Source organism: Rhizobacter sp., assembly GCA_019635355.1.
Classification (GTDB): domain Bacteria; phylum Pseudomonadota; class Gammaproteobacteria; order Burkholderiales; family Burkholderiaceae_C; genus Rhizobacter.
Genome location: JAHBZQ010000001.1, coordinates 1,513,469 through 1,540,151, shown reverse-complemented (window position 1 = coordinate 1,540,151; position 26,683 = coordinate 1,513,469). Strand labels below are relative to the sequence as shown.

The following is a 26,683-nucleotide window of genomic DNA, read 5'->3' as shown; positions in this document are numbered from 1 at the left end:
TGAGCCAAAAATTCTATTTCCCGCCCGCGGGCTGCGGCGCAATGTCAGCAGCGGGGGTGGGCTGGCCGGCGAACTTGCGCTTGAGCCAGTTGGAGAGGTCGTCGAGGTAGCAGTAGATGACCGGCACCACGACGAGCGTCAGCAGCGACGAGGTGATCACCCCGCCGATCACGGCCTGGCCCATCGGCGCACGCTGCTCGGAACCTTCCGACAGGGCAAACGCCAGCGGCACCATGCCGAAGACCATGGCGAGCGTGGTCATGAGGATGGGCCGCAGCCGCACCTCGGCCGCGTGCAGCAGTGCGGCTTCGCGGCCCATCGGCGCGTCGCCGTGCTCGCCCTGGCGAGCGCGGATCGCGAAGTCGACCAGCAGGATGGCGTTCTTCGTCACCAGGCCCATCAACATCACGATGCCGATGATGCTGAACATGTTCAGCGTGGAGCCGAAGACGAGCAGCGTGAGCACCACGCCGATCAGCGTGAGCGGCAGCGACGCCATCAGCGCGATCGGCTGCAGGAAGCTCTTGAACTGGCTCGCGAGGATCATGTAGATGAACACGATGGCCAAGGCCAGCGCACCGATGGCGTACTGGAAGGACTCGTTCATGTTCTTCGTCGAGCCGCCGAAGCTGTAGCGGTAGCCGGGCGGCCAGGCCACGCTGTCGAGCACGCGCCGGATGTCGGCCGACACCTCGCCCGAGCTCCGGCCGTAGGCGTTGGCGTCGACGTTGATCTCGCGGTTAAGGTCGCGGCGGTTGATCTGGTTGAGGCCGGTCGAGGGCTTCACGTCGGCCACCTGCGACAGGCGCACGATGCGCGGCGAGCCATCGGCCGCGGCCGTCACGTTGATGGGCACGCGCAGCAGGTCGTTCACGTCGCTACGGGCTTCCGGCGTGACACGCACGTTGACGTCGTAGTTCTCGCCGTCGGGTGCGCGCCAGTTGCCGGCGGTGGTGCCGGCCACGAGCGTGCGCAGCGTGCCGGCCAGCGCGTTGACGTTGAGCCCGAGGTCGGCCGCGGCATCGCGCTTCACGTCGATCGACACGGTCGGCTTGTTGGGCTTGAGCGTGCTGTCGAGGTCGACAAGGCCGGGGATCTCGCGCAGCTTGGGCATGATGAGGTTCGACAGCCGCTCCAGCTCCGCGAGGTCGGGCCCCTGGATGGAGAACTGCAGGCTCTTGCCGCCGCCCAGGTCGGTCACGCCGATGTTGGTGACGGTGACGCCGGGGATACGCGCGAGGCGCTCGCGCAGCGGCGCGGTGAGCTGGTCGACGCTGCGGGTGCGGTCCTTGCGGTCCACGAGGCGCACGTACACCGAGCCGTAGATCTTGCCGGGCGCGCCCACGCCGTTGATGGTGGTCACGGTGTGGCGCACTTCGGGCATCTCGCGCAGCACGGCATCGATCTGGCGGGCGCGGGCTTCGGTGGTCTCAAGCGACGAGCCGACCGGCGTGTAGAAGTTGAGCTGCGTCTCCGAGAAGTCGGCCTTCGGGATGAACTCGGCGCCGAGGATGGGGATCACGAAGAAGCTCGCGACGAAGGTGGCCAGCGCCAGCAGCAGCGTCTTGAGCTTGTGCTTGAGCGACCAGCCGAGGATGTGCTGGTAGGCGTCGGACAGCCACTCGGTGAGCCGGTCGAAGAGGGCGGTGACGCGGCCGATGGTCTTGTCGTACAGCGTGACCGGCGGGCCGCGGCGGCCGTGCTCATGCGCCTGCGGGTCATGCCACACGCTCGAGAGCATGGGGTCGAGCGTGAAGCTCACGAACATCGAGATTAGCACCGCCGCGACGATGGTGATGCCGAACTGGTGGAAGAACTTGCCGACGATGCCGCCCATGAAGCCGATGGGCAGGAACACCGCCACGATCGACAGCGTGGTGGCGAGCACGGCGAGGCCGATCTCGTTGGTGCCGTCGAGCGCGGCCTGCATCGGTGTCTTGCCGAGCTGCACGTGGCGCACGATGTTCTCGCGCACCACGATCGCATCGTCGATCAACAGGCCCACGCACAGGCTCAGCGCCATCATCGTGATGCCGTTGATCGTGAAGCCGAAGGCATACATGAAGAGGAAGGTGCCGATGAGCGCGATCGGCAGCGTGAGCCCGGTGATGACGGTCGAGCGCCACGAGTTCAGGAACAGGAAGACGATGAGCACGGTGAGCGCTGCGCCCTCGATGAGGGTCTGTGTGACGTTGGCCACCGAGACGCGGATCGAGCGCGAGTTGTCGCGGTTGACCTCGACCTTCACGCCCGGTGGCACGAGGGCGGCCACGTCCTTGAGGGCGGCCTGCAGCCCGTCGACCACGGCGATGGTGTTCTCGCCCTGCGACTTCTGCACCGACAGCAGCACGGTGCGCTGGCCGTTGTAGAGCGCGAGGCTCTCGATCTCCTGCGGGCCGTCGACCACGTCGGCCACCTGCCAGAGCTTGATGGCGTTGCCGCCGCGGCGGGTCACCACGATCTCGCGGAAGTCTTCCGGGCGCTTGAGGCGCGCATTGATCTGCACCACCCGCTCCTGCTCGGCCGACTGCAGGGCGCCCATCGGCAGCTCCTGGTTCTCGCTCTTCACGGCGGCGAGCACCTGGTCGACGCTCACGCCCATCGCTTCGAGCGCGGCCGGGCGCAGGTAGAGGTTGACTTGGCGCTTGACGCCGCCCACCACCGTGACCGAGCCCACGCCGCGCACGTTTTCCAGGCGCTTTTGCAGCACCTGCGTCGCCCAGGTGGTGAGCTCCTGCGGCGACTTCTTGTTGTCGGGCGCCAGCACCGCCACGTTGAAGATCGGCGCACTCTGCGGGTCGAAGCGGAAGATGCGAGGCTCCTTCACCTCGTCGCGCAGGTTGGGGCGGATCAGCGCGATCTTCTCGCGCACGTCGTCGGCCGCCTTGCGGCCATCGACGTCGAGGTTGAACTCGACGATCACGACCGACGAGCCTTCATACGAGCGCGACGAGAGGGCGTTGATGCCGGCGATGGTGTTGACCGCCTCTTCGACCTTCTTGCTGATCTCGGCCTCGACGATCTCGGGCGAGGCGCCGGGGTAGTCCATCTGGACGACCACGGTCGGGAAGTCGACGTTGGGGAACTGGTCGACCGCGAGCCGCTGCACGCTGAAAAGGCCCAGCACCACGAAGGCCAGCATGACCATCGTGGCCATCACCGGGTTGCTGATGGAAACGCGCGTGAACCACATGGCGGCGGGCCCTCAGCGGGCGGCGGCTGCGGCCGCCGGCGACGCGATGGTGACGGGCGAGCCGTCGCGCAGCTGGCCCACGGTGCCGCGCAGCACCTGCGTGCCGGCGGCCAGGCCCTGGGTGATCTCGACCACGCTCTCGCGCACGCCGTTGATCACCGCCTCGCCGCGCGCACCCACCGTCACCGGCTTGTAGGCGATGCGGCCGTCGGTGACGGCCATCACATAGGGGCGCGCCTGGTCGACGCGCACCGTGCCCGCCGGCACCACGAGCGCGTTGCGCCGCTGCAGCTCGACCGTGCCGCGTGCGAAGAGGCCCTGGCGCAGGCCCGGGTGCGGCTTCACGCTCAGGTAGACCATCACCGCGCGGGTGCCGGCCTGGGTGCTGGGGTTGATGCGCGCCACGGTGGCCTCGACGGGCTCGCGGTAGCCGTCGATCTCGAGCCGGGCGACCTGGCCCACGCGCACGTCGACCACGTCTTCCGGCGTGACCGCGGCTTCGAGTTCGATGCGCGACAGGTCGACGACCTCGATCAGCCGGGTGTCGATCGACACCCGCTCGCCCACCTGCACCAGGCGCTGCGACACGTTGCCCGAGATCGGCGCCACGAGCTGCGCATCGGCGAGCGCCTTGCGGGCCAGGTCGACGGCCGCCTGCGCCGCGCCGTAGTTGGCGCGGGCGGAGGCTTCGTTCGAGATCGAAGTCTCCAGGCCCGTGGGCGAGATGAAACCCTGGGCGACGAGCGCGCGGTTGTTCTCGAGCGCACGCTTGGCGATGTCGAGCTGGGCGCGCGACGAGGCGGCCGTCTGCTCGGCCTGGCTCACGCGCAAGGCGAGTTCGGAGGTGTCGAGCTGGCCCAGCACCTGGCCGGCCTTGACCGCATCGCCCTCACGCACGGTAAGCGACTTCACCTCCGCGGCGACCTTGGCCTTGATGAAGGCACTGTTGACGGCCTTGAGACCGCCCGAGACGGCGAGCGTGCGCACGAGTTCCTGGTTGCCCGCGGCCACCAGGTCGGCCGGGGCGAGGTCATAGCTCTGCACCGCCTTGGCCGGCTGCGTGGCGGCCACGCGCGCCTGCCGTTTTGCGTTCAACCGGCTGGCCACCAGGCCCAGCACCAGCAGCAGCACGATCCCCCCGATCGCCCACTTCAACTTGCTCTTCGTCATGACAGGTCTTCCCTCAGGATGCTTTTGTTGTCGTCGTTGTGATGGTGGGCTTGGCCAGCAGCCCGTGGAGCATCAGCTCGATGTGGACCTCGATCACCCGGTCGGGGTCGAAGTCCATGCCTTCCATCGGGCAGGCGCCGAAGGAGTTCTTGTGCAGCGACATGAAGATCAGCGGCGCGATCAACGCGTGCATCGTTTCTTCATAGGGCAGGGCGCGGAACTCGCCGCGCTCGACGCCGCGGCGCAGTGTACGGATCAGCAGGTCGGACGAGGGCTGGATCACCTCGTCGCGGTAGAACTGCGCGATCTCGGGGAAGTTGCGCACCTCCGCCATCATGATCTTGTGGATGCCGCCGGCCGGCGAGCTGCCCACGCGCGTCCACCACATGCGCATCAGCATGGCCAGCAGCTCGGCGGTCGGGCCTTCGAAGTTGTCGACGATGCCGGCGCCTTCGGCGATCAGGTTGCCGTAGTTCTGCTGGATCACCGCCTTGAGCAGCTCTTCCTTGCTCGGGTAGTAGAGATAGAGCGTGCCCTTGGAGACCCCGGCGCGCACCGCGACCTCGTCGGAGCGCGTGGCGGCGAAGCCTTTCTCGACGAAGAGCGCGAGCGCGGCGTCGAGCAGTTCCTGGGGGCGCGCTTCCTTGCGCCGCTGGCGCGTGGGCGCGGCCGATGATGTTTTTGGCATGAGGGGGGTTGAGATACTGACCAACCAGTCATTAATGTATCTGCCTTAGACGCGGCGGGTCAACCGAAGCGGCTGTGAAGCTTTGCAAAGACTTGATGCGCCGCAAGGCCTGGTGCGGGGCCGGCCCGCGCCATCCAAGGGCAAAAGTGCGCCGCTATCATGCGGCGTCTTTTTTGAGGGGTCGCATTTGGACGTCGTACTGCTGCTCAAGGCAGCCATCATGGGCATCGTCGAAGGCCTGACGGAATTCCTGCCCATCTCCAGCACCGGCCACCTGATCCTTGCGGGCTCCCTGCTCGACTTCACCGGCGACACCGTCAAGGTGTTCGAGATCGCAATCCAGACCGGCGCCATGCTGTCGGTGATCTGGGAATACCGCGTGCGCCTCGGCCGCACGGTGGCCGGCATCACGCATGACCCGGTGGCGCAGCGTTTCGCGCGCAACGTGATCGTGGCCTTCATCCCGGCCGCGGTGTTCGGTCTGCTGCTGGGCAGCGTGATCAAGCAGCACCTCTTCAAGCCGGTGCCGGTGGCCATCGCCTTCATCGTGGGCGGCCTCATCATCCTCTGGGTGGAGCGGCGCCACAAACGGCTCTACGGCGAGAGCGACACCGAAGGCACGCGGCAGGCGCGGGTGGAGACCGTCGACGAGATGACGGCGATGGATGCGCTCAAGGTCGGCCTGCTGCAATGCCTGGCACTCATCCCCGGCACCAGCCGCTCGGGGGCGACGATCATCGGCTCCATCGTGCTCGGCTTCTCGCGCAAGGCGGCCACCGAGTTCAGCTTCTACCTCGGCATTCCCACCCTCATGGCGGCGGGCGCGTACTCGGTGTGGAAGCAGCGCGATCTGCTGCACTGGGGCGACCTGCCGATGTTCCTCGTGGGCACGGTGTTCGCGTTCATCAGCGCGCTGCTGTGCATCCGCTGGCTGATCCGCTACGTGTCGACGCATGACTTCACGGTCTTCGCGTGGTACCGGATCGTGTTCGGTCTGATCGTTCTGGGGACGGCCTACACGGGCCTGGTCAGCTGGACGGCCTGATCAGCGCTTCAGGAAGACCAAGTCCCATACGCCGTGGCCGAGCTTCAGGCCACGGTTCTCGAACTTGGTGAGCGGTCGGTACTCAGGCTTGGGCGCATAGCCCTCGGCCGTGTTGCGCAGGCCCGGCTCGGCCGACAGCACTTCCAGCATCTGCTCGGCATAGGGCTGCCAGTCGGTCGCGCAGTGCAGGTAGCCGCCCGGTGCGAGGCGCGTCACGAGCTTCGCGACGAACGGCGACTGGATCAGCCGGCGCTTGTTGTGCTTCTTCTTGTGCCAGGGGTCGGGGAAGAAGACGTGCACGCCGGCCAGCGAACCCGGGGCGATCATGTGTTCGAGCACTTCCACCGCATCGTGCTGGACGATGCGGACGTTGCCGAGCTGCTGTTCGTCGATGAGCTTGAGCAGGGCGCCCACGCCCGGCGTGTGCACCTCGATGCCGAGGAAGTCGGTGCCGGGCAGCGCCTGCGCGATCTGCGCGGTGGCCTGGCCCATGCCGAAGCCGATCTCCACCACGAGAGGCGCTTGCCGGCCGAAGGTGGCCGCCGCGTCGAGCAGCTGCGGCGCGTAGGGCAGCACGAAGCGAGGCCCGAGCGTTTCGAGGGCGCGGATCTGGCCCGTGCCCATGCGGCCGGCACGGACCACGAAGCTCTTGATGCCGCGCCGCGGGGGAGATGAAGGAGAAGAGGTGTCGTCGCTCATGGGGGCACGCATTGTGCCTCGGGCCCCCTCTCAAGCGACGACGGGGTGAAGGCTCAGAGGCCGCCTTCCCACAGCTTCAGGTCGGGAGCGTAGTTGCCTGCGCCGTAGGCCGAGCAGAAGGCGGTGTTGTTGCCGCGGTAGGTCGGGTCGAGTGCCACCACCGCTGGGCGGATGGCCTGCCAGAAGCGGCCGGGCTCTTCGCCCGACTGGCCGCCGGAGTCCTTCACCACGATCACCATGTCGAGGCCACGGTGCACGATGATGTACTGGCCACCGAGGCCCGCGGCGAAGAACACGCCCACGTCGTACTGCTGCGCCGGGCAGCCGGTGGTGCGCAGGCAGCTCGGGGCGTTCGACACCGGGCCGTGCGGGTAGGCGCGGTACTGCGGCTTGGGCGCGCAGCTGTCGGCCTCGTTCAGCCAGGTGAGGTAGCCGTAGCGGGTGTTGGCGTCCTCGAACGAGGTGTGGGCGAGGTTGTGCAGGTAGTTCACGTCGACCAGGCGCTGGCCGTTCCACACGCCGCCGTTGTTCATGAGCAGGCCTAGGCGCGCCATGTCGCGGATGGTCGTCTGCCAGCTGGTCGCGAAGTTCTTGCTGCTCGACGAGGTGCCCCAGGTGGAGTTCTCGAAGCCGAGCGGCTGCGCGAGGTAGCGCGTCCAGAAGGCCCCGATGTTGGAGCCGAGGCGCGAGCTGTCTTGGGCGACGACGGTGTTGATGACGTCGCTCAGGCGGTTGATGGCATCGCTGCCGACCGTGTCGTACTGGAACTCGCGGTTCGGGTAGTTGAGGTTGGGCGACGCGTCGCTCACCATGCCCAGCACGTGCGCGGTGGTCGAGGCCTGCTGGAAGCTGAAGCTGTCGAGCCAGTGGTCGATGCGCTGGAACTCGCCGAGCGGCCCGCGCTTGCGCGTGGTGGTGACGGGGATGTTCTTCGTCTGGTGGATCAGCGCGCCGATGGTGAGGGCGCCCATCGTCTTGGTGGTCGAGTAGACCTGGCTCACCGAATCGCGGCCGCTCGGGTAGTACTCGTGGCACAGCTTGCCGTAGCGCACGATGGCATACGACAGGCCGAGCGTGCGGTTGGCCGATTGCAGGGCGGCCGGGTCGAGCTTGCATTCGGCGGCGACGTTGGCGGCCGAGACGAGCGTCCACGGGCCGGTGCCGGGGTCGCGCAGGCCGCCGGTGGGCGGGGGCGGCGTGTCGGTGCGCGTGCCCTCGATGCGCGCGTGGGTGACGGTGTACGACTCGGTGGCGCTGTTGGCGTTCACGCGGAAGCGGATGTAGAGCGTGGCCTGGCCTGCGGCGGTGGTGGGCAGCGCGAAGGTCGCTGCGCCCGAGGCGCTGTTGCTCGACTCGAGCACGGTGTAGGTGCTGCCGTTGGTCGAGAACTCGACGATGCCGGCCTCGCCGGTGTCGAGCCCGGTGGAGCTGCGGCTGAACTGCAGCGTGAGGTTGCTGAAGCCGACGGTGCTGATGGGCGCCGAGCGAATGGCGCCATCGGCGCTCAGCAGCGAGGCCGTCATGCGTGCGCCGTAGCTGCCGGTGCTGACGCTGCCGGTCGAGGTGAAGCCGCCGAGGCCGGCACTGAAGGCCTGGTCGAGCAGCACGTCGGCCTGGGCGGCGGCGGCGCAGAGGCTGAAGCCGAGGCCGCAGAGCAACCGGGTCGTCCGGCTCAGGGGGAAGTTCATGGGGTCTCCTTTTGAAGCTTTTTGCTGAGGCGCGAATATGGACTGCCGTGCAAAAAGAACGAATATCGATTTCCCGGGGCTGCGTTCTCCGGTGGAAAACACTCGCTCGGCCCTGCGAGCCCGGTTGAAAGTGCGGGCTTGTATCGAGCAGGCGCGTTGGGTAAAGCCCGAGCGCCCGCTCACTCTTGGCGCCGCTGCCTAGAATCCGCGCCCATGCTGCTTCGACATTGGGTGCTTCTGACTTTCGTGGCGTCGGCGCTGTACGCGCACTTGCGCGGGCGCGAGCGCTTCGAGCTCAAGCGCGCGCTCGACTTCACCATCCTCTTGGCACCGATCAACGCGCTGATGTACCTCTTCTCGCGCGTGCGGGCCTCGGCCTACCTCGACACCCGCGACTTCCCCGAACTCGCACCGCTGGCCGCCCACTGGCAGACCATCCGCGACGAGGCCCTGCGCCTGCAGGACAGCGGGCAGATCCGTGCGGCCACCGGCTACAACGACATCGGCTTCAACTCGTTCTTCCGCACGGGGTGGAAGCGCTTCTACCTCACCTGGTACGGCAAGGACATGCCGTCGGCCCAGGCGCAGTGCCCGCAGACGGTGGCGCTGCTCAAGGGCATTCCCAGTATCAAGGCGGCGATGTTCGCGTCCTTGCCGCCGGGCGCACGCCTCACGCGCCACCGCGATCCGTATGCGGGCTCGCTGCGCTACCACCTGGGCCTGGCGACACCCAACGACCCGGGGTGCTACATCGAGGTCGATGGCCAGCGTTATCACTGGCGCGACGGCGAGGCGGTGATGTTCGACGAGACCTACATCCACCATGCCGAGAACACCACCGAGCACCAGCGCGTGGTGCTCTTCTGTGACGTGGAGCGGCCCCTGCGCTCGGTGGCGATGCGCTGGTTCAACCGCGTGTTCGCGAAGTACGTGATGGCCGCGGCGTCGAGCCAGAACGTCGAGACCGAAGCCGAGTCGGTGGGGGTCATCAACCGCTTCTTCCGCCATCTCTATGCGCTGCGCCTGAAGGCCAAGGCGCTGAAGGCCTCGAACCGCCAGCTCTACTACGTCGGCAAGTGGGCACTGATCGTGGCGCTGGTCTGGTTGCTGTTCTGGTGACGCTCGAACGCCCCGGCGACGCATATCGATGATCGATTTGCTTCGTTGGGCCCGGCGCGGTGCCTCTCTAGCATCGTGGCCATGATGAAGATCCTGCGCCGCCTCCTTCGTTACCTTGCCCTTGAACATGGTCGGCTGGGCCAGCTCTGGCTGCGCTTCGGCAAGCCGTCGAACCACGACAACGCGCTGTACCTCGGCCGCTGGGGCGGGCTGCATTCGGTGGGCCGCAACACGACCATCACCAAGGGCGCGGTGTTCACCGATCCTTCCTACGTGCGCATCGGCAACAACTGCGGCATCTCCGAGGCCACCTTCATCGGGCACGACGGGTCGATCCGGGTGCTGAACAACGCCTACGGCGTGCGGCTCGATGCGGTCGGCAAGATCGACGTGCGCGACAACTCGTTCATCGGCTACGGCGCGATCATCATGCCGGGCGTGACCATCGGGCCGAACTCGGTGGTGGGGGCGGGCGCGGTGGTCACGAAAGACGTGCCGCCCAACACCGTGGTGGGCGCGGGCCCCATGCGCACGCTCATGAGCACCGAAGAGCTGGTGCAGCGCAAGCTCAGCAAGGCCCGCAGCTACCCGTGGTACCCGCTCATCGAGCAGCGTGTGGGCGACTTCGACCCGAGGCTCGAGCCTGAGCTGCTGCGCCAGCGCGTGGCGAGCTTCTACGGCTCCGACGCGGCGCTCCCGGCGCGCTGACCGATCCGGCGCCTGTGGGCGCCCGCCTGCCACGCTAGAATCCGCGCCACATCGCGGGTGTAGTTCAATGGTAGAACGGCAGCTTCCCAAGCTTCATACGAGGGTTCGATTCCCTTCACCCGCTCCACTTTCCGTCTGGCAGGGCCGCGTTTGCGGCCCTTGTCGTTGGGGCCCCCAGTCGCTGGAGAGCCGGGCATGACCGAGAAGCTGCTTCGTATCGTGTGGGTGGACCGCCCGGAGGCGCCGGCGTTTGACCTGCCGGAGGCGAGTGTCTGGGGCCCGTTCACCGAGACCGCCGTGCAGGACCTCGGCGCTCAATCGTCACGCGACGCGATCGCCAATGCCGAGGCCGCACTGCTGTGCCTGCCCTCCGGGGCGAAGGCCGCGCCGATCCCCTGGGCGGCGCTGTCGGCCGTGTGCGCCGATGCGGCGGTGCTGGTCCTGGCCGACACGATGGACGGCGCCACGCAGCAGCGGCTGCTCAACACCGGCGCGGAAGACGTGGTGCTGCAGGCCGACGCGGCGTCGCTCGCGCAGCGTGTGCGCCTGGCCGTGCAACGCAAGCAGGTCGAGCTGGAAGCCCGCAAGGCCTACGCCACCGACCTCGGCACCGGGCTGCCGAACCGGCAGCAGCTGATCGAACACATGAGCCAGCTGCTGGCCTTGCGCGAGCGCGAGCCCAAGCCGGTGAGCGTGCTGGCCTTCCGCATCGAGGGCCTGCAGGGCGTGGAGAGCGGGCATGGCGTGGAGTCGGCCAACGTCGTGCGCCGCAAGATCGCGGTGCGCCTGCGTGCCGGTGTGCGCGCGAGCGACGTGGTGGCGTCTCTCGGCGGCGACGTGTTCGCGGTGCTGTTGCCGTCCACCGAGTCGGCCACCGATGCCGAGTACGTGGTGCAGAAGCTGCTGCGCTCGCTGCGCGACCCGTTCAAGATCGCCGGGACCGAAGTGCCGATCACCGCGCACGTGGGCGTGGCGCAATACCCCGACGACGGCAAGCAGCCCGAGCCGCTGCTGCGGCATGCGTCCACCGGCGCGCTGCTCGGCGCCTACGGCATGCAGGACTCTGCTAACGATTGATGTCGCCGAGGCAGAGGTACTTGATCTCGACGTAGTCGTCGATGCCGTGGTGAGAGCCTTCTCTCCCAAGACCTGACTGCTTCACGCCACCGAACGGCACTTCGGCGGTCGAGATCAGGCCGGTGTTGATGCCCACCATGCCGTACTCCAGCGCTTCGCCCACCCGGAAGATGCGGCCCACGTCGCGGCTGTAGAAGTAGCTGGCCAGGCCGAACTCGGTGTTGTTGGCTGCCGCAATCGCCTCGGCCTCGGTCTTGAAGCGGAACACGGGCGCCACCGGGCCGAAGGTTTCTTCGCGGGCGCAGAGCATGTCGCTCGTCGCATCGGCGATCACGGTGGGCTCGAAGAAGCGGTCGCCGACCTTCTTGCCGCCGGTCAGGATCTTGCCGCCCTTGGCGGTGGCGTCGGCCACGTGCTTCTCCACTTTCGCCACGGCCGCGTCATCGATCAGCGGGCCTTGGGTCACGCCGGGCTCGAAGCCGTTGCCGACCTTGATGCTCTTGGCCTTCTCGGTGAGCTTGGCGATGAAGGCGTCGTACACGCCGTCCTGCACGTAGAGGCGGTTGGCGCACACGCAGGTCTGGCCTGCGTTGCGGTACTTGCTCGCGAGCGCACCCTCGGCAGCGCTGTCGAGGTCGGCGTCGTCGAACACGATGAAGGGCGCGTTGCCGCCGAGTTCGAGCGACAGCTTCTTGATCGTCGGCGCGCATTGCGCCGCCAGGATGCGGCCCACCTCGGTGGAGCCGGTGAACGACAGGTGGCGCACGATGTCGTTCGCGCAAAGTTCCTTGCCGACCTCGATGGAGTTGCGGCCATCGGCGGTGATGACGTTGAGCACGCCGGCCGGCATGCCGGCGCGTTGCGCGAGTTCGGCCACGGCGAGCGCCGACAGCGGCGTCTGCTCGGCCGGCTTGATCACCACCGGGCAGCCCGCCGCCAGCGCCGGGGCGACCTTGCGGGTGATCATCGCAATCGGAAAGTTCCACGGCGTGATGGCCGCGCACACGCCCATGCTCTGCTTGATGACGAGGTAGCGCTTGTTGTTGTCGGTGGTGGGCACGGTTTCGCCGTAGACCCTTCGGGCCTCTTCCGCGAACCATTCGATGAAGCTCGCGCCGTAGCCCACTTCGCCCTTGGCCTCGGCGAGCGGCTTGCCCTGCTCGGCGGTCATGATGCGGGCCAGGTCGTCGGCGTGCTGGTGCAGCAGGTGGAACCACTTCATCATGACCGCGGCCCGCTCCTTCGCGGTCTTGCTGCGCCAGAGCGGCCAGGCCGCGTTGGCCGCGTCGAGGGCCTCGCGGGTCTCGACCGCCCCGAGGTTGGCCACGTCCACCAGCTTCTGGCCGGTGGCCGGGTCGACCACCTCGAAGCGCGCGCTGCCGCCGACCCATTCGCCGTTGACGAGGGCATTGCTCTTGAGAAGGCTCTGGTCGGCGAGCTGGGCGAGGGGGGATGCTTTCATGTCCATGTTCGGTCTCCGGCGAGGGGCCTGGGCATGATAAGTCGCACGTTCCGGCATCTCCCCGTGCGGGGCTTCGACAGAGGGGCGACACCTATAATCGCGACCCCCGGCAAACCCCTTCAGACCCCTGCATTTGCCTGGTTCCTCCCCCGAGAAAGCGATTGGCATGAAAGCCTCTGAAATCCGTTCGCAGTTCCTGAAGTTCTTCGAGTCCAAGGGCCACACGATCGTGGGTTCCAGCCCCGTGGTCCCGGGCGACGACCCGACGCTGCTGTTCACCAACGCCGGGATGAACCAGTTCAAGGACGTCTTCCTCGGCTTCGACAAGCGCCCCTACACCCGCGCCACCACGTCGCAGAAGTGCATCCGCGCCGGCGGCAAGCACAACGACCTCGACAACGTGGGCTACACCGCGCGCCACCACACGTTCTTCGAGATGCTGGGCAACTTCAGCTTCGGCGACTACTTCAAGCACGACGCCATCCAGTACGCTTGGGAACTGCTGACCAAGGTCTACAAGCTGCCCGCCGAGAAGCTGTGGGTCACCGTCTACGCCGAAGACGACGAGGCCTACGACATCTGGAACAAGGTGGTGGGCGTGCCCGCCGAGCGCATCGTGCGCATCGGCGACAACAAGGGCGCGCGCTACGCCTCCGACAACTTCTGGATGATGGGCGACACCGGCCCCTGCGGCCCGTGCACCGAGATCTTCTACGACCACGGCCCCGACGTGGCCGGCGGCCCCCCGGGCAGCCCCGATGAAGACGGCGACCGCTACATCGAGATCTGGAACAACGTCTTCATGCAGTTCAACCGCACCGAAGACGGCGTGATGCACAAGCTGCCCAAGCCGAGCGTCGACACCGGCATGGGCCTGGAGCGCATCACCGCGGTGCTGCAGCACGTGCACAGCAACTACGAGATCGACCTCTTCGTGGCGCTGCTGGCGGCCGCGCACAAGGCAGTGGAGGGCGCGGGTGGCAAGGACGTCGACCCGAACTCGCCGAGCCTGAAGGTCATCGCCGACCACATCCGCGCCTGCTCGTTCACCGTGGTCGACGGCGTGATCCCCGGCAACGCCGGGCGTGGCTACGTGCTGCGCCGCATCGCTCGCCGCGCCATCCGCCATGGCTACAAGCTCGGTGCGCGCAAGCCGTTCTTCTACTCGCTGGTGCCGGCGCTGGTCGAGCAGATGGGTGAGGCCTACCCCGAGCTGCGCCAGGGTGCTGCTCGTGCGACCGAAGTGCTGAAGCAGGAAGAGGAGCGCTTCTTCCAGACCATCGAGCGCGGCATGGAAATGCTTGAATCCGCCATATCCGTTACCTCTCTACTTGATCGAGGCAAGAGAGAACATGGCGGCCAAGTGTGGCCGGAGGGGATGAAAGAGTTGCTTCCTACGGCGGAAGGTGCGCATCCTGGGAATGTGGTTCTCAGGGGCGCCGCGGGCGAAACGTTGCTCGTCGTTCGTCGATTTGCGAAGGGCGACGATTGGGTAGCTCAGGTCTACTCCTTGATTGGTAATTTGGACGCTAGGCTCCGGACTGACTGGCAGCAGCGGTCGACCTTGAAGATTGATGTAAAGGTTGCGTTGCCCGTCACCCCAGAACCGCAGCACGTCAAATACATCCGCGATCTTGTTGAAAACTTGCTTTCGGCAACAAGGATCTCCTTTGAAGTTGCCACCGAACCGCTTGCTGCACCTGGCGCGATTCTCGATGGCGACATCGCGTTCAAGCTGCACGACACCTACGGTTTCCCGGTCGACCTGACGGGCGACGTCTGCCGCGAACGTGGCCTGAAGGTCGACGAAGCCCGCTTCAACGTGCTGCTGGAAGAGCAGAAGCAGCGTGCTCGCGAAGCCGGCAAGTTCAAGATGGCGCAGGGTCTGGAGTACAAGGGTGCCCCGACCACCTTCCACGGCTATGAAGAACTGGCCCATGAAGGCGCGAAAGTCACGGCGGTCTACGTGGACGGCAGCGCTGTCGAAGTGGCCCGCGCGGGCGACGATGTGGTGATCGTGCTCGACCACACGCCTTTCTATGCGGAGAGCGGCGGCCAGGTCGGCGATGCCGGCGAGTTCCGCAATGCCACCACGCGCGTGGTCATCGACGACACGCTGAAGATCCAGGCCGACGTGTTCGGCCACCATGGCCGCATTGCCGAAGGCGAGGTCAAGGTGGGCGACGCCTTCACCGTCAAGGTGGATGTCGAGCGCCGCGCCAAGACCGTGCGCAACCACAGCGCCACCCACCTGATGCACAAGGCCCTGCGTGAAGTGCTGGGTGGCCACGTGCAGCAGAAGGGCTCGCTGGTCAACGCCGACCGCACCCGTTTCGACTTCGCCCACACCGGCCCGCTCACCGAAGAGCAGATCGCCAAGGTGGAGGCCATCGTCAACGCCGAGATCCTGGCCAACGCCGGGGCCAAGGCCGAGGTGATGGCGCTCGACGATGCGCAGAAGAGCGGCGCGATGATGCTCTTCGGCGAAAAGTACGGCGACACCGTGCGCGTGCTGAGCATCGGCAGCAGCAAGGAGCTGTGCGGCGGCACGCACGTGGGCCGCACCGGCGACATCGGCCTCTTCAAGATCGTGGGCGAGGGTGGTGTGGCCGCGGGAATCCGCCGTGTCGAGGCGGTGACGGGCGACAACGCGCTCGCTTACCTGCGCAACCTCGAACACACGGTGAACGGCCTGGCCGGCTCGCTCAAGGTCTCGCCGCAAGACGTGCCATCGCGTGTGGCCAGCGTGCTCGATCAGGTGCGCGCGCTCGAGAAGGAAGTGGCGGCGCTGAAGGGCAAGCTCGCGTCGTCGCAAGGCGATGAACTGCTCGCCAAGGCCGTCGACGTGAAGGGCCTCAAGGTGTTGGCTGCCACGCTCGAAGGCGCTGACGCGAAGGCGCTGCGCGAGACGATGGACAAGCTCAAGGACAAACTGAAGAGCGCGGCCATCGTGCTGGCGGCTGTCGAAGGCGGCAAGGTGCAGATCGCTGCCGGCGTCACGCCCGACAGCATCGCCAAGGTCAAGGCCGGTGAACTCGTCAACTTCGTCGCTCAACAGGTGGGCGGCAAAGGCGGCGGTAAGCCTGATATGGCGATGGCCGGTGGCACCGACCCGAAGAATCTCGGGGCCGCGTTGGCGTCGGTGCAGGGCTGGGTGGCCGAACGCGTCTGACACTGCTGCTTGCAAGCTGATGAAAGCGCCCGCTCCATGAGCGGGCGTTTTCGTTTCATCATCGGGGCCAAAGGAGACTTGGCATGAGGCGTGTCCTGGGTGTGATGGTGTGGTGGGGTTGGGCGGGCATGGTGTGGGCGCAGCAGGCCCCGGAGACCTTGTCGGCCTGGGCCACGCCGCAGGGCGCGGCGCGCATCTTCGTGCAGGCCTGCGTGCAGACGAATGCGGAAGAGGGCGCTGCCGTCGACTGGGCGCTGAGCCAGGGCTTCGAGCCGGTCGACCCGATGCGCGGCAGCATGGACGGCCTGCTCGCCGGCCAACCCGGCAGCGTGCTTGCCGCACCCGGCACGCGAGGCCAGGTGCTGCTGGCCGCGGCCACGGGCCGCCAGTGCACCGTGTGGGCCGAACAGATGCCCGGGCCGCCGGTGCGCACCGCGATGCAAGAGGCGCTCGGGGTGCTGGCGAGCCGCGGCGCGAAGGTGCAGCTCGGTGTCGACCGCAACTTCGAGCGTGCCGGCGCCTGGCGCAACCAGCTGCAGTGGCGTTATCGCGCGGTCGGGGCCTCCGGCGATCTCGGCATCGGGGCCATCACCACCCTGGGCGATGCGCCCGGCACGCAGGGGCTCAACGTGGCGCCGCTGCCGACCACGCCGGCGTTCGCTCCCGACGGAATGCCCGTGCGGTAGCCGCCCGCCATAATCTCGCCCACATGAGCACACCCCTCGATTTGCAAGGCCGGCACATCGTTCTCGGCCTGAGTGGCGGCATCGCCTGCTACAAGAGCGCCGAGCTGGCCCGCGCGCTCATCAAGGCCGGCGCCACCGTGCAGGTCGTGATGAGCGAAGCCGCCGAGCAGTTCATCACCGCGGTCACGATGCAGGCGCTGACGAATCGCCACGTGTACACCAGCCAGTGGGACACGCGCGAGCCCAATGCGATGGCGCACATCAACCTCACGCGCAACGCCGATGCGGTGCTCATCGCGCCGGCCAGTGCCGACCTGATGGCCAAGCTCGTGCAGGGCCGCGCTGACGAGCTGCTGAGCCTCCTGTGCCTGGCCCGCCCCATCGAGCGCTGCCCCTTGCTGCTGGCCCCGGCGATGAACCGCGAGATGTGGGCGCACCCGGCGACCCAGCGCAACGCGGCGCAGCTCAAGGCCGATGGCGCCACCATCCTCGGCCCCGGCAACGGCGACCAGGCCTGTGGCGAGATCGGTGACGGCCGCATGCTCGAGCCCGATGAACTGGTGGCCGAGTTGGCGGCCTTCTTCGTGCCCAAGGTGCTGCGCGGCCAGCGCGTGCTGATCACCGCGGGGCCGACCTTCGAGCCCATCGACCCGGTGCGCGGCATCACCAATCTGTCGAGCGGCAAGATGGGCTTCGCGATCGCGCGCGCGGCGCAGGAAGCGGGCGCCGAGGTCACGCTGGTCGCCGGCCCGGTGCACCTGCCCACGCCGCGCGGTGTGCAGCGCATCGACGTGCAGACCGCGCAGCAGATGCACGACGCCGTGCTGCCGCAGGCGCCTCAGCACTCGGTGTTCATCGCCACCGCCGCCGTGGCCGACTGGCGGCCCGCCAGCCACTCCGACCAGAAGATCAAGAAGACCGGCGACAAGGCCACGCCCACCTTCGAGCTGACCGAGAACCCCGACATCCTGGCCGCCGTGGCCAAGTTGCCGAAGCGTCCCTACTGCGTGGGATTCGCGGCCGAGAGCCACGACCTGCTCAAGCACGCCCGCGAGAAGCTCACGCGCAAGAACGTGCCTCTCATCGTCGGCAACCTCGGCCCGGCCACCTTCGGCCGTGACGACAACCAGCTCGTCCTCGTCGACGCGCAAGGCCACCGCGAGCTGCCGCGCGCCGACAAGCTTTCTCTCGCCCGTGCGCTGGTCAACGAAATCTCCCAGCGCCTTTCCTCCAAGTCCGCATGACCACGATCGATTTGAAAGTGCTCGACGCCCGCATGGCCGAGCAACTGCCCGCCTACGCCACGCCCGGAAGCGCCGGCCTCGACCTGCGAGCCTGCCTCGATGCGCCGCTTGTGCTCGAGCCGGGCCAGACGCAGCTCATCCCCACGGGCCTGGCCATCCACGTGGCCGACCCGGGCCTCGCGGCCATCATCCTTCCGCGCTCGGGCCTCGGCCACAAGCACGGCATCGTGCTCGGCAACCTGGTCGGCCTGATCGATTCCGACTACCAGGGCCAGCTGATGGTGAGCTGCTGGAACCGCGGGCAGGCCGCGTTCACCATCCAGCCGATGGAGCGCATCGCGCAGCTGGTGGTGGTGCCGGTGGTGCAGGCGAAATTCAACGTGGTCGACGAGTTCGGCGCGTCGGACCGCGGGGCCGGTGGGTTTGGCTCCACCGGCAAGCACTGACGCTCAGTGAAGGTCTGATCCGCCCGGCGCGGTGTGCAGGATGCTGATGCCGGGCTCGCTCACGCTGCCGGCTTCGATCTCGTCTTCGGTGGCTTCGCGCACGTCGCGCACGGTCACGTCGAGGCGCAGCGCAATGCCGGCCAGCGGGTGGTTGCCGTCGAGCACCACGTGCTCGGGGTAGACCTCGGTGACGGTGTAGATCGCATCGGCCTGCAGGCCTTCGGTCGTCGCGTTTTCGGGCGGGCCTTCGAACTGCATGCCCGGCTGGACCTTGTCGTCGAACACCGACATCGGCTCAAAGAACACCAGCTCGGGGTTGTAGTCGCCGAAGGCATGCTCGGGCTCGAGGTGCAGCTTGGTCTGGAAGCCGGCTTCCTGCCCGTCGAGCGCTTCCTCGACCTTGGCCAGCAGGTCATCGCCCCCGAAAAAGAACTCGACCGGCGCGGTGAGTTCGTCGATCAACTGGCCTTGGGCATCTTCGAGTCGCCACGTGAGGCTGACGACGCAGGGGGCGGAAATGAGCATCGGGCAATGATCGCACAATGACCCCATGACGATCACCGAACCGATGACACTGCTGGGCGGTCTGTCGCCCGCGCAATTCATGCGCCGCCATTGGCAAAAGCGGCCTTTGCTGATCCGCCAGGCGGTGCCGGGCCTCACCTCGTTCGTGAGCCGGGCCGAGCTGTTCGAGCTGGCCGGACAGGAGGGCGTGGAGTCGCGCGTGATCGCCCACACGGGCAAGGCCTGGACGCTCCGGCACGGGCCGTTTGCGCGCCGCTCGCTGCCGCCCGTCTCCCGGCCGGCCTGGACCCTGCTCGTGCAGGGGCTCGACACCCACCTCGATGCGGCGCACGAGGTTCTCTCGCGCTTTCGTTTCGTGCCCGACGCGCGGCTCGACGACCTGATGGTGTCGTGGGCGAGTGATGGGGGCGGTGTCGGGCCGCACGTCGATTCCTACGACGTCTTCCTGCTGCAGATCCACGGTCGGCGCCGCTGGCGCATCGCCCCGCCGGGCGATGCGACGCTGGTGGAGGGTGTGCCGCTCAAGATCCTCAAGCACTTCGCCCCGCAGGACGACTGGGTGCTCGAACCCGGCGACATGCTGTACCTGCCTCCCGGCTGGGGCCACGATGGAGTGGCCGTCGGCGAGTGCATGACGGCCTCGATCGGCTTCCGGGCGGCGGGCCGCGCCGAGCTGCGCGACGAAGTGCTGCAACGCATGCTGGATGCCAGCGAGCGCCCCGACCCCGATCCCCTGTACCGCGACCCGAAGCAGCCGGCGACGCAGCAGCCGGCGCTCATCCCCGGTGCGCTGCGCGATTTCGCCGCGCGCGAGATCGCACGTTGGCTGGCCGAACCGCAAGCCCTGGCCTGTGCGCTCGGTGAAGTGCTGAGCGAGCCCAAGCCTTCGGTGTGGTTCGACACGGGTGAGCCGCTGGCCGCAGGGCAGGGCGTGCAGCTGGATCGCCGCACCCGGATGATGTATGACGATCGTCATGTCTTCATCAACGGCGAAGCGTTTCGCGCCGCGGGGCGTGACGCCACCCTCATGCGCCGCCTCGCCGACGAGCGCACCTTGCCGGCCGCCCGGATTGCAGCGCTCAGCGATGACGCCCGAGAATTGCTCGACCAGTGGGCGCAGGCCGGCTGGCTGCACCCGCTCCCCGACTGAAAGGCCCGCCATGGACGACCTGCCGACATCTCGCATCATCACCTCGCGCTCGGAGTTCCACGATGCTTTGAAAGAGGCTTTTGCCTTCGTGGCCGACAAGGGCTGCCGCGAGGTGTTCATCGCCGATCCGACCTTCGCCGATTGGCCTCTGAGCGAACGTGCGGTGATCGACAACCTGTCGCGCTGGGCCTTCACGCACCGCAAGCTCACGGTGCTGGCCGAGAGCTTCGATGAATTTCCGCGGCGTCACCCGCGCTGGGTGGAGTGGCGGCGGCAGTGGTCACACGTGGTCGAGTGCCGCGCAGTCGACGAAGCCGATGTCGGCCAGTTGAGCGGCCTCTTCCTCGCGCCGGGCCTCATGACGCTGCGCGTGCTTGACGCCGAGCACTACCGTGCAAGCCTCTCCTTCGACCCCACCGACGGCACCCGCATCCGCGACGCGCTTGATGCGCTTTTGCAACGATCTGAAGAGGCCTTTCCTGTCACCACTTTGGGGCTCTAGGGAGTTCCCTAACAGCGGATATACTCATGGGCTGGCGCGGAAATGCTCGAGCGTTTCTCGCCTGATACGTTGGGGATCTGCCAGGACGGAGGGTTCCCACAATTACCGGTAATTGTTTGAACCTTTCACTGAGGACAAGTATGAAAAAGTCGCTTCTGATGGCTTCTCTGGTTGCTGCTGTTGCTCTGGCCGCTTGCGGCAAGAAGGAAGAGCCCGCTGCTGCTCCGGCCGCTCCGGCTGCTGCCCCGGCCGCTCCGGCCCCGGCCGCTTCTGACGCTGCTTCGGCTCCTGCTGCCGCTCCGGCCGCTGCTGCTTCGGACGCTGCCTCTGCTGCTGCCCCCGCTGCCAGCAAGTAATCGGTTCTCCGATTCTGAGAAAGCCGCCTTCGGGCGGCTTTTTTCATGGCCGCTCGCCGTCAGAGCGCGAGCCAGTCGACTCCTCGGGCGGGGTCGGCCACGACGATGTCTGCAGGTGCGCCACCGACCACCGCCGCCAGGGCGGCCTGCGCCAGGTCGGGCCGGTTGTTGCGCTCGCTGAGGTGTGCGGCCACGAGGTGCTTGAGTCCGGCATGCAGGCAGCTGGCGAGGATCTCCGCCGAGGTGTCGTTGGCCAGGTGGCCGAGTCGCCCGCCGATGCGGGCTTTCAGTGACGCAGGGTAGGCCGAGTTCGCGAGCAGGGTGCGGTCGTGGTTGCACTCCAGCAGCAGGGCCTCGCAGCGCTGCAGCTGCGCCAGCAGGTGGGGCGTGGCACAGCCGGCGTCGGTCAGCACACCCAGGCTCACTGCACCGTCGCTCGCACGCAGCTGCAACGGCTCGTGCGCATCGTGCGGCACCGTGTAGGGGGTCAACTCCACATCGCCGAGCCGGATGGGGCTCAAGTCGCGCGCGAAGTGCAGCAAGCCGTCCGGCAGCTCGGGCTGGCCGATGGCGCGCCAGGTGCCGCGGCTTGTCCACACCGGCACCTGGTGCTTGCGGGCGAGGTGGAACGCGCAACCGACGTGGTCGCCATGCTCGTGGGTCACGAAGACGGCATCGATGTCGTCGGCGGTGAGGCCGCGCACGGCCAGGCGGCGCTCGAGTTCGCGCAAGGAAAAGCCGCAATCGACCAGCACCCGCGTGGTCGTGATGCCGGCACTGGCCTCGATCAGCGTGGCGTTGCCCGAGCTGCCGCTGCCGAGGCTGCAGAAGCGCATCATCCCGGCACGCCCTCGACTGCCCCGGAGCGGGTTACTTCAGGTCGTCGACCAGCAGCTTGACGATGCGTTGGCCGGCGTCGCCGTTTTCCGGCTGGCCCTTGGCGTCGTACACCGACACGGTGCTGACCTCGCCTTCGGCCTTCACGTTGACGCGGTAGCGGATGGGGCCGGTCAGCTTCGCATCGGTGAAGAGCTTTGCGAAGAAGCCGGGCTCTTCCTTGCCGGCCTGGGCCGGGTCGACGTAACGCACGAAGTAGAGGCCTTGCGCGCGGTCGCGGTCTTCCACCGTGAAGCCGCTGCGGTCGAGTGCGAGGCCGACACGACGCCATGCGCGGTCGAAGCTTTCGTCGAGCTGCAGGGTCGCTGCGGGGCGGCCGCTGAGGGTGCGGGCGCGGGCCGCGGTGCTGGCCGCGGAGGTCGCGGCGGCCTGTGCCATCGCGGCCTTGGCCGCTTCACCCTTGGCACCGAGCTTGATCATCAGGCGCGAGAGCATCTCGCCCTCGAGCGTCGGGTCGCTGGGGCGGGGCTTCCAGGTGGTCTGGTCTTTCAGCTGGTTGGCGTAGACCTCTTCCATGCCGCGGTGCGAGATGTAGATGTCGGTGCCACGCTCGCTGCGCTCGACGCGGGTGCGGTACTTGTCGCGCTCGCCGGTGTCGTAGAGCGAGTCGAACACCTTGCCGATGGTCTTGCGGATGATGTCGTCGGACAGCTTCGCGCGGTTCTCGGCCCACACGGTTTCCATCACGCCGACCTCGGGCTGGTCGACGGTGAGCGCGAGGCCACGCTCCTTCCAGAATTCCTGCAGCAGCGGCCAGAGCTGGTCGGTCGGGATGTTGGTGCTGAGGAAGCGCAGGTTGCCCTGGCGCTCCAGGCGCACGTCGCCCAGCGCGGTGGGCGCCACCTGGTTGGTGACCGGCGCCGAAGCCGCCACGCCGGGCTGCTGGAGCTGGGCGGCGCTGATGACGCCGGCGGTGGGGGCGTAGCGCGGATCGACGGCGAGCTGGGTCAGGTCGGGCGGCACTTCGAGTGGCGTGGCCTTGGTCTTGGCCGTGCGGTAGTCGACCTTGTCACCGGAGACTGCGCTGTCGAGCGAGGAGCAGGCGGTCAGGGTGCACAGCAGGGCCGTGGCGGTGGCCAGCGAACCGATGGGGACACGAATGGGAACACGAATCACGTTGAACATCTCCGTAGGGAGCGGGCCGGGCCGTGTGGGCCGTGGAGCCGTGGGTGACAGGGGAATGAATGCCGCGCCTGGGTCACAGGCGGCGGCCTCGGCTCACAACAGACCCGCTTCGCGCAGTGCTTGTTCCACGGCGGACTGGCCGGCCGGGCTCAAAGGCAGGATGGGCAGGCGCACGGTGGCCCCGCAGCGGCCCAGGCGCGACAGAGCCCACTTGGTAGGCGTCGGGCTGGATTCGACGAACAGGTTCTTGTGCAGGCCCAGCAGCTTCAGGTGGATGGCCGTGGCCTCGCGCACCTGGCCAGCCAGCGCCGCCTTGCACAGCTCGTGCATCGCACGCGGCGCCACGTTCGCGGTGACGCTCACGTTGCCGTGGCCGCCGAGCAGCATCAGCGCGATGGCGGTCGGGTCGTCGCCCGAGTAGATCGAGAAACCCTTGGGTGCCTGCTTGATCAGCTGGCAGGCGCGCTCGATGTTGCCGGTGGCTTCCTTGATGCCGATGACGCCGGGCACCTGCGCCAGGCGCAGCGTGGTCTCGGGCAGCATGTCGGCCACGGTGCGGCCGGGCACGTTGTACAGCACCATCGGCACGTCGACCGCTTCGGCGATCGCCTTGAAGTGCGCGTAGATGCCGTCTTGCGAGGGCTTGTTGTAGTAGGGCACGACCGACAGCGTGCAATCGGCGCCCACCTCTTTCGCAAAGCGCGAGAGCTCGATCGCCTCGCGCGTGGAGTTGCCGCCAGTGCCGGCCATGATGGGCACGCGGCCCTTGGCGTGCTGGACGGCGACGCGAATGATTTCGCAGTGCTCTTCGACCGACACCGTGGGCGACTCGCCGGTGGTGCCGACCACGCCAATGCAATCGGTGCCTTCGGCGATGTGCCAGTCGATCAGGCTGCGCAGCGCGTCATAGTCGACGCTGCCGTCTTCCTGCATGGGCGTGACGAGCGCCACGATGCTGCCAACGATGGGTTTCATGGGGATTCCTCGGAATCCGGGGATTTTAGCTGCCCGACGTCACCGGCCCAGGCGTCAGCAGATGGCGTGGATGAGGGTCACCTGCGCTCGCCGGCCGCAGGGCCGTGATGCGCTGCACGAAGCGCTCGGGGGTATCGAGAAAGCCGTCTTCATAGGCAACGACGCGCAGGCCGTTTGCGGCCCGCAGCAACTCCCCCGGCTCGAGCAGGAAATCGGGCCGCGACGGCTTGCCGACCGTCTGGTTGCCGTCGGCGAAGGTCTCGTAGAGCAGCACGCCGCCTTCGGCCACGCAGTCGACGATGGTGGGCAGCAAGGCGCGCCAGAGGTAGTTGGTGACGACGACGGCATCGAAGCGACGGCCGTCGAACGGCCACGGCCCACCTTCGATGTCGGCGACGACCACGTCGGCCAAGGAACGCAGGGGTTCGACGGCGGCGGCATCGCGGTCCACCGCGGTGACGCGGCAGCCGCGCTGAGCGAACCAGTGCACGTGCCGCCCCGAGCCACAGGCCACGTCGAGCACCGTGGCGCCGGCCGGCACCAGGTGCGACCAGCGCTGCACCCAGGGTGAAGCCGCGAGCGTCATTGCGGGCGGGCGTGCTGGTTCAGCGCCTTGAGCGCGAGCGAGTCCACGAGGCCCGGCACCAACAGCTTCAACCAGCGGCCGAGCTTGCCCTTGGCCGTCATCACCACCTCGCGCTGGCGCGATTCGGTGCCGTCGACGATGAGCCTGGCGCAGGTCTCGACGCTCATCGCGCCGCGCTCGTCGAGCCCGCTCTTGCCCGCGGCTTGGCCGTCGGCGTTGAAACCGCGGTAGCGGATCTCGGTGGCCACGACGCCCGGGTAGGCGAGGGTGACGCTCACGCCGGCCGTGCTGAGCTCGGTGCGCAGTGCCTCAAAGAAGCCGGTCATCGCGAACTTGGTCGAGCAATACGCCGTGCGGCCCGGCACGCCGACCAAGCCGGCCAAGCTGGAGACGGCTACGATGCGCCCCTTCGCCGCCACGAGGTGCGGCAGCGCTGCGTGCGTGCACCACACGCTGCCCCAGTGGTTGATGCGCATCAGCGTCTCGTACCACGCGAGGTCGGTCACCTCACTGAGGAGCGCCTGCGCCGACATGCCGGCGTTGTTGACGAGCGTGTCGAGCCGGCCGAAGGTGTTGAGCGTGGCGGTGACGAGCGCTTCGCAGTCGGCCTGCACGCTCACGTCGCACCGCTGCACCAGCACCTGAGCGCCGTGCTGTCGGCATTGCGCCGCGACCTCGTTCAGCTTGTCGACGTTACGGGCGGCGAGCACGAGCGCCTGCTGCGCTCCGCCACGCTGTGCCCACTGTCGCGCCATCTCCGCGCCGATGCCCTCGGAGGCACCGGTGATCACGATCACGTTCATACGGGTTTCAGAAGCAGTTCCAGAGCTGGTTGGCGAGTGTGAATGCCAAGTCTGGCCGCAGGTAGGCGGCAAACACCGACAGCAGCACGGCCGTTGCGGCGGCCCAGGCCAGGAAGCGGCGGCCGCGCGTCATGGCTCAGGCCGCGGCGGGCCGGCGCACGATGGCCGCCTCGCGCACCGGCAGGTTGACGATCGCCGCGAAGATGCCCAACGCCACCGCGATCCACCACACCACGTCGTAGCTGCCCGTCGCGTCGTAGAGCTTGCCGCCCAGCCACACGCCGAGGAAGGAGCCGACCTGGTGGCTCAGGAAGACGAAGCCGCCCAGCATCGACATGTACTGCACGCCGAAGATCTGCGCGATCACCGCGTTGGTGGGCGGCACGGTCGAGAGCCACAGGAAGCCCATGACGGAGGCGAAGATGTACACGCTCCACGGCGTGAGCGGCACGCTCAGGAAGATCACGATGGCCACCGAGCGCAGCGCATAGATCGACGACAGGATGTACTTCTTCTGCATGCGCTGCCCGAGCGAGCCCGCGGCGTAGGTACCGAAGACGTTGAAGAGGCCGATCAGCGCGAGCGCCGTCGTGGCGACGTTCGGCGTCAGCCCGTGGTCTTTCAAATAGCTCGGCATGTGCACGCCGATGAACACCACCTGGAAGCCGCACACGAAATAGCCCGCCATCAGCAGCTGGAAGCTCGGGTACGAAAACGCCTCGCGCAGCGCATGGCCGATGCTCTGCTGGTGCACGCCGGCCTGCGGCGTGGCCTTGGGCTCCTTCAGGCCGAAGGCGAGCGGCGTGATCGCGAGTGCCAGGCAGCCGAGCAGGAAGAGGGCGTTTTGCCAGCCGAAGCTGCCGATGAGCCAGTTCTCCACCGGCACCATCAGGAACTGGCCGAACGAGCCGGCCGCGGCCGCCACGCCCATCGCCCAGCTGCGCTTCTCGGGCGCCACGTTGCGCCCGATCACGCCGTAGACCACGGCATAGGTGGTGCCCGATTGCGCCATGCCGAGGATCAGGCCGGCGCTCCCGGTGAAGGCCAGGCCCGAGGTCGACACCGCCATCAGCACCAGGCCCGCCGAGTAGAGCAAGCTCCCTACGATCAGCACGCGGAACGCGCCGAAGCGGTCGGCCAGCATGCCGGCGAACGGCCCGGCTAGGCCCCAGGCGAGGTTCTGGATGGCGAGCGCGAACGCGAACGTCTCGCGTGACCAGCCTCGGTCCATCGTGATCGGCTGCAGCCACAGCCCGAAGCCGTGGCGGATGCCCATCGACAGCGTGACGATCATGGCGCCGCACAGCAGCACCTGTTTCATGGAGAGAGAAGCGGGCGGCGGGGCGGCTACGGAGGTCATCCGGGCA

23 protein-coding genes and 1 tRNA gene are annotated in these 26,683 nt (G+C 67.6%); 11 read left to right on the top strand and 13 right to left on the bottom strand.

Annotated features, from left to right (window positions below; all coding sequences use genetic code 11):
- Nucleotides 1–13: 13 nt before the first annotated feature.
- Genes KF892_06845 through KF892_06835 form a run of 3 tightly spaced genes read right to left on the bottom strand, consistent with a single transcriptional unit; the run spans nucleotide 14 to nucleotide 5,051 of the window.
- Nucleotides 14–3,193: an efflux RND transporter permease subunit gene (locus KF892_06845; GenBank protein ID MBX3624712.1), complete on the bottom strand. Its 3,180-nt coding sequence runs from the start codon at nucleotides 3,191–3,193 to the stop codon at nucleotides 14–16.
- A gap of 12 nt (nucleotides 3,194–3,205) precedes the next feature.
- Nucleotides 3,206–4,363, bottom strand: coding sequence for an efflux RND transporter periplasmic adaptor subunit (locus KF892_06840; protein ID MBX3624711.1), 1,158 nt, complete (start codon nucleotides 4,361–4,363; stop codon nucleotides 3,206–3,208).
- 13 nt (nucleotides 4,364–4,376) lie between these two features.
- Nucleotides 4,377–5,051 carry a TetR/AcrR family transcriptional regulator gene (locus KF892_06835; GenBank protein MBX3624710.1) on the bottom strand — a complete coding sequence of 225 codons (675 nt, stop codon included), beginning with the start codon at nucleotides 5,049–5,051 and terminating at the stop codon, nucleotides 4,377–4,379.
- 187 nt (nucleotides 5,052–5,238) lie between these two features.
- Between KF892_06835 and KF892_06830 the strand changes: the two genes are divergently transcribed.
- Entirely contained in the window at nucleotides 5,239–6,096 is an 858-nt protein-coding gene (locus KF892_06830; protein ID MBX3624709.1) for an undecaprenyl-diphosphate phosphatase, read from the top strand.
- On the opposite strand, the gene trmB is transcribed toward KF892_06830, so the two are convergent.
- Both trmB and KF892_06820 read right to left on the bottom strand, forming a co-directional pair.
- A complete protein-coding gene (gene trmB / locus KF892_06825) occupies nucleotides 6,097–6,807 on the bottom strand; it encodes a tRNA (guanosine(46)-N7)-methyltransferase TrmB (GenBank protein MBX3624708.1) in 711 nt (236 codons plus the stop codon).
- Between the two features lie 41 nt (nucleotides 6,808–6,848).
- Complete coding sequence (locus KF892_06820; protein MBX3624707.1) at nucleotides 6,849–8,483, bottom strand: serine hydrolase; 1,635 nt, start codon at nucleotides 8,481–8,483, stop codon at nucleotides 6,849–6,851.
- A 213-nt stretch (nucleotides 8,484–8,696) separates the two neighbouring features.
- On the opposite strand from KF892_06820, the gene KF892_06815 reads away from it, so the two are divergent.
- The 4 genes from KF892_06815 (at nucleotide 8,697) to KF892_06800 (ending at nucleotide 11,387) form a co-directional block, all read left to right on the top strand.
- Entirely contained in the window at nucleotides 8,697–9,602 is a 906-nt protein-coding gene (locus KF892_06815; GenBank protein MBX3624706.1) for an aspartyl/asparaginyl beta-hydroxylase domain-containing protein, read from the top strand.
- Between the two features lie 81 nt (nucleotides 9,603–9,683).
- Nucleotides 9,684–10,310 carry an acyltransferase gene (locus tag KF892_06810; GenBank protein ID MBX3624705.1) on the top strand — a complete coding sequence of 209 codons (627 nt, stop codon included), beginning with the start codon at nucleotides 9,684–9,686 and terminating at the stop codon, nucleotides 10,308–10,310.
- A 53-nt stretch (nucleotides 10,311–10,363) separates the two neighbouring features.
- A tRNA-Gly gene (locus tag KF892_06805) sits at nucleotides 10,364–10,437 on the top strand.
- 68 nt (nucleotides 10,438–10,505) lie between these two features.
- Nucleotides 10,506–11,387 (top strand): GGDEF domain-containing protein, encoded by an 882-nt coding sequence (locus KF892_06800; protein ID MBX3624704.1) that lies wholly within the window; start codon nucleotides 10,506–10,508, stop codon nucleotides 11,385–11,387.
- Here the strand turns inward: KF892_06800 and KF892_06795 are convergent.
- Complete coding sequence (locus tag KF892_06795) at nucleotides 11,377–12,855, bottom strand: NAD-dependent succinate-semialdehyde dehydrogenase (protein ID MBX3624703.1); 1,479 nt, start codon at nucleotides 12,853–12,855, stop codon at nucleotides 11,377–11,379. The genes KF892_06800 and KF892_06795 overlap by 11 nt on opposite strands.
- 1,285 nt (nucleotides 12,856–14,140) lie before the next feature.
- Here KF892_06795 and alaS point away from each other — a divergent pair.
- From alaS to dut, 4 genes are all read left to right on the top strand, one after another.
- Nucleotides 14,141–16,021, top strand: a complete 1,881-nt coding sequence (gene alaS, locus KF892_06790) for an alanine--tRNA ligase (protein MBX3624702.1) — start codon at nucleotides 14,141–14,143, stop codon at nucleotides 16,019–16,021.
- An 83-nt stretch (nucleotides 16,022–16,104) separates the two neighbouring features.
- Complete coding sequence (locus tag KF892_06785) at nucleotides 16,105–16,707, top strand: hypothetical protein (GenBank protein MBX3624701.1); 603 nt, start codon at nucleotides 16,105–16,107, stop codon at nucleotides 16,705–16,707.
- 23 nt (nucleotides 16,708–16,730) lie between these two features.
- Entirely contained in the window at nucleotides 16,731–17,951 is a 1,221-nt protein-coding gene (coaBC, locus tag KF892_06780) for a bifunctional phosphopantothenoylcysteine decarboxylase/phosphopantothenate--cysteine ligase CoaBC (protein ID MBX3624700.1), read from the top strand.
- Nucleotides 17,948–18,397 carry a dUTP diphosphatase gene (gene dut, locus KF892_06775; GenBank protein MBX3624699.1) on the top strand — a complete coding sequence of 150 codons (450 nt, stop codon included), beginning with the start codon at nucleotides 17,948–17,950 and terminating at the stop codon, nucleotides 18,395–18,397. Before coaBC ends, dut begins: the two co-directional genes overlap by 4 nt.
- A 3-nt stretch (nucleotides 18,398–18,400) precedes the next feature.
- Here the strand turns inward: dut and KF892_06770 are convergent, their stop codons facing one another.
- Nucleotides 18,401–18,922 (bottom strand): peptidylprolyl isomerase, encoded by a 522-nt coding sequence (locus KF892_06770; GenBank protein MBX3624698.1) that lies wholly within the window; start codon nucleotides 18,920–18,922, stop codon nucleotides 18,401–18,403.
- Between the two features lie 25 nt (nucleotides 18,923–18,947).
- Between KF892_06770 and KF892_06765 the strand changes: the two genes are divergently transcribed.
- Together KF892_06765 and KF892_06760 are read left to right on the top strand one after the other, a co-directional pair.
- Complete coding sequence (locus KF892_06765; GenBank protein MBX3624697.1) at nucleotides 18,948–20,072, top strand: cupin domain-containing protein; 1,125 nt, start codon at nucleotides 18,948–18,950, stop codon at nucleotides 20,070–20,072.
- Between the two features lie 10 nt (nucleotides 20,073–20,082).
- The gene (locus KF892_06760) at nucleotides 20,083–20,574 is read left to right on the top strand and encodes a hypothetical protein (GenBank protein ID MBX3624696.1); all 492 of its coding nucleotides are present in this window, start codon (nucleotides 20,083–20,085) and stop codon (nucleotides 20,572–20,574) included.
- 415 nt (nucleotides 20,575–20,989) lie between these two features.
- Here KF892_06760 and KF892_06755 read toward each other — a convergent pair whose 3' ends face one another.
- The 6 genes from KF892_06755 to KF892_06730 form a co-directional block, all read right to left on the bottom strand.
- Nucleotides 20,990–21,766 carry an MBL fold metallo-hydrolase gene (locus tag KF892_06755; protein MBX3624695.1) on the bottom strand — a complete coding sequence of 259 codons (777 nt, stop codon included), beginning with the start codon at nucleotides 21,764–21,766 and terminating at the stop codon, nucleotides 20,990–20,992.
- A gap of 34 nt (nucleotides 21,767–21,800) precedes the next feature.
- The gene (bamC, locus tag KF892_06750; protein ID MBX3624694.1) at nucleotides 21,801–22,952 is read right to left on the bottom strand and encodes an outer membrane protein assembly factor BamC; all 1,152 of its coding nucleotides are present in this window, start codon (nucleotides 22,950–22,952) and stop codon (nucleotides 21,801–21,803) included.
- 93 nt (nucleotides 22,953–23,045) lie between these two features.
- On the bottom strand, nucleotides 23,046–23,927 hold the full coding sequence (gene dapA, locus KF892_06745) for a 4-hydroxy-tetrahydrodipicolinate synthase (protein MBX3624693.1): 882 nt from the start codon (nucleotides 23,925–23,927) through the stop codon (nucleotides 23,046–23,048).
- 25 nt (nucleotides 23,928–23,952) lie between these two features.
- Nucleotides 23,953–24,513 carry a class I SAM-dependent methyltransferase gene (locus KF892_06740; protein ID MBX3624692.1) on the bottom strand — a complete coding sequence of 187 codons (561 nt, stop codon included), beginning with the start codon at nucleotides 24,511–24,513 and terminating at the stop codon, nucleotides 23,953–23,955.
- Complete coding sequence (locus KF892_06735) at nucleotides 24,510–25,316, bottom strand: SDR family oxidoreductase (protein MBX3624691.1); 807 nt, start codon at nucleotides 25,314–25,316, stop codon at nucleotides 24,510–24,512. Before KF892_06735 ends, KF892_06740 begins: the two co-directional genes overlap by 4 nt.
- A 136-nt stretch (nucleotides 25,317–25,452) precedes the next feature.
- A complete protein-coding gene (locus tag KF892_06730) occupies nucleotides 25,453–26,637 on the bottom strand; it encodes an MFS transporter (protein ID MBX3624690.1) in 1,185 nt (394 codons plus the stop codon).
- Nucleotides 26,638–26,683: the final 46 nt, after the last annotated feature.

Bases quoted from the DNA above. Each gene is read 5' to 3' on its own strand.
- KF892_06845 (MBX3624712.1), bottom strand. From the start codon at position 3,193: ATGTGGTTCACGCGCGTTTCCATCAGCAACCCGGTGATGGCCACGATG.
- KF892_06840 (MBX3624711.1), bottom strand. From the start codon at position 4,363: ATGACGAAGAGCAAGTTGAAGTGGGCGATCGGGGGGATCGTGCTGCTG.
- KF892_06835 (MBX3624710.1), bottom strand. From the start codon at position 5,051: ATGCCAAAAACATCATCGGCCGCGCCCACGCGCCAGCGGCGCAAGGAA.
- trmB (MBX3624708.1), bottom strand. From the start codon at position 6,807: ATGCGTGCCCCCATGAGCGACGACACCTCTTCTCCTTCATCTCCCCCG.
- KF892_06820 (MBX3624707.1), bottom strand. From the start codon at position 8,483: ATGAACTTCCCCCTGAGCCGGACGACCCGGTTGCTCTGCGGCCTCGGC.
- KF892_06815 (MBX3624706.1), top strand. From the start codon at position 8,697: ATGCTGCTTCGACATTGGGTGCTTCTGACTTTCGTGGCGTCGGCGCTG.
- KF892_06810 (MBX3624705.1), top strand. From the start codon at position 9,684: ATGATGAAGATCCTGCGCCGCCTCCTTCGTTACCTTGCCCTTGAACAT.
- KF892_06800 (MBX3624704.1), top strand. From the start codon at position 10,506: ATGACCGAGAAGCTGCTTCGTATCGTGTGGGTGGACCGCCCGGAGGCG.
- KF892_06795 (MBX3624703.1), bottom strand. From the start codon at position 12,855: ATGGACATGAAAGCATCCCCCCTCGCCCAGCTCGCCGACCAGAGCCTT.
- alaS (MBX3624702.1), top strand. From the start codon at position 14,141: ATGGAAATGCTTGAATCCGCCATATCCGTTACCTCTCTACTTGATCGA.
- KF892_06785 (MBX3624701.1), top strand. From the start codon at position 16,105: ATGAGGCGTGTCCTGGGTGTGATGGTGTGGTGGGGTTGGGCGGGCATG.
- coaBC (MBX3624700.1), top strand. From the start codon at position 16,731: ATGAGCACACCCCTCGATTTGCAAGGCCGGCACATCGTTCTCGGCCTG.
- dut (MBX3624699.1), top strand. From the start codon at position 17,948: ATGACCACGATCGATTTGAAAGTGCTCGACGCCCGCATGGCCGAGCAA.
- KF892_06770 (MBX3624698.1), bottom strand. From the start codon at position 18,922: ATGCTCATTTCCGCCCCCTGCGTCGTCAGCCTCACGTGGCGACTCGAA.
- KF892_06765 (MBX3624697.1), top strand. From the start codon at position 18,948: ATGACGATCACCGAACCGATGACACTGCTGGGCGGTCTGTCGCCCGCG.
- KF892_06760 (MBX3624696.1), top strand. From the start codon at position 20,083: ATGGACGACCTGCCGACATCTCGCATCATCACCTCGCGCTCGGAGTTC.
- KF892_06755 (MBX3624695.1), bottom strand. From the start codon at position 21,766: ATGCGCTTCTGCAGCCTCGGCAGCGGCAGCTCGGGCAACGCCACGCTG.
- bamC (MBX3624694.1), bottom strand. From the start codon at position 22,952: ATGTTCAACGTGATTCGTGTTCCCATTCGTGTCCCCATCGGTTCGCTG.
- dapA (MBX3624693.1), bottom strand. From the start codon at position 23,927: ATGAAACCCATCGTTGGCAGCATCGTGGCGCTCGTCACGCCCATGCAG.
- KF892_06740 (MBX3624692.1), bottom strand. From the start codon at position 24,513: ATGACGCTCGCGGCTTCACCCTGGGTGCAGCGCTGGTCGCACCTGGTG.
- KF892_06735 (MBX3624691.1), bottom strand. From the start codon at position 25,316: ATGAACGTGATCGTGATCACCGGTGCCTCCGAGGGCATCGGCGCGGAG.
- KF892_06730 (MBX3624690.1), bottom strand. From the start codon at position 26,637: ATGAAACAGGTGCTGCTGTGCGGCGCCATGATCGTCACGCTGTCGATG.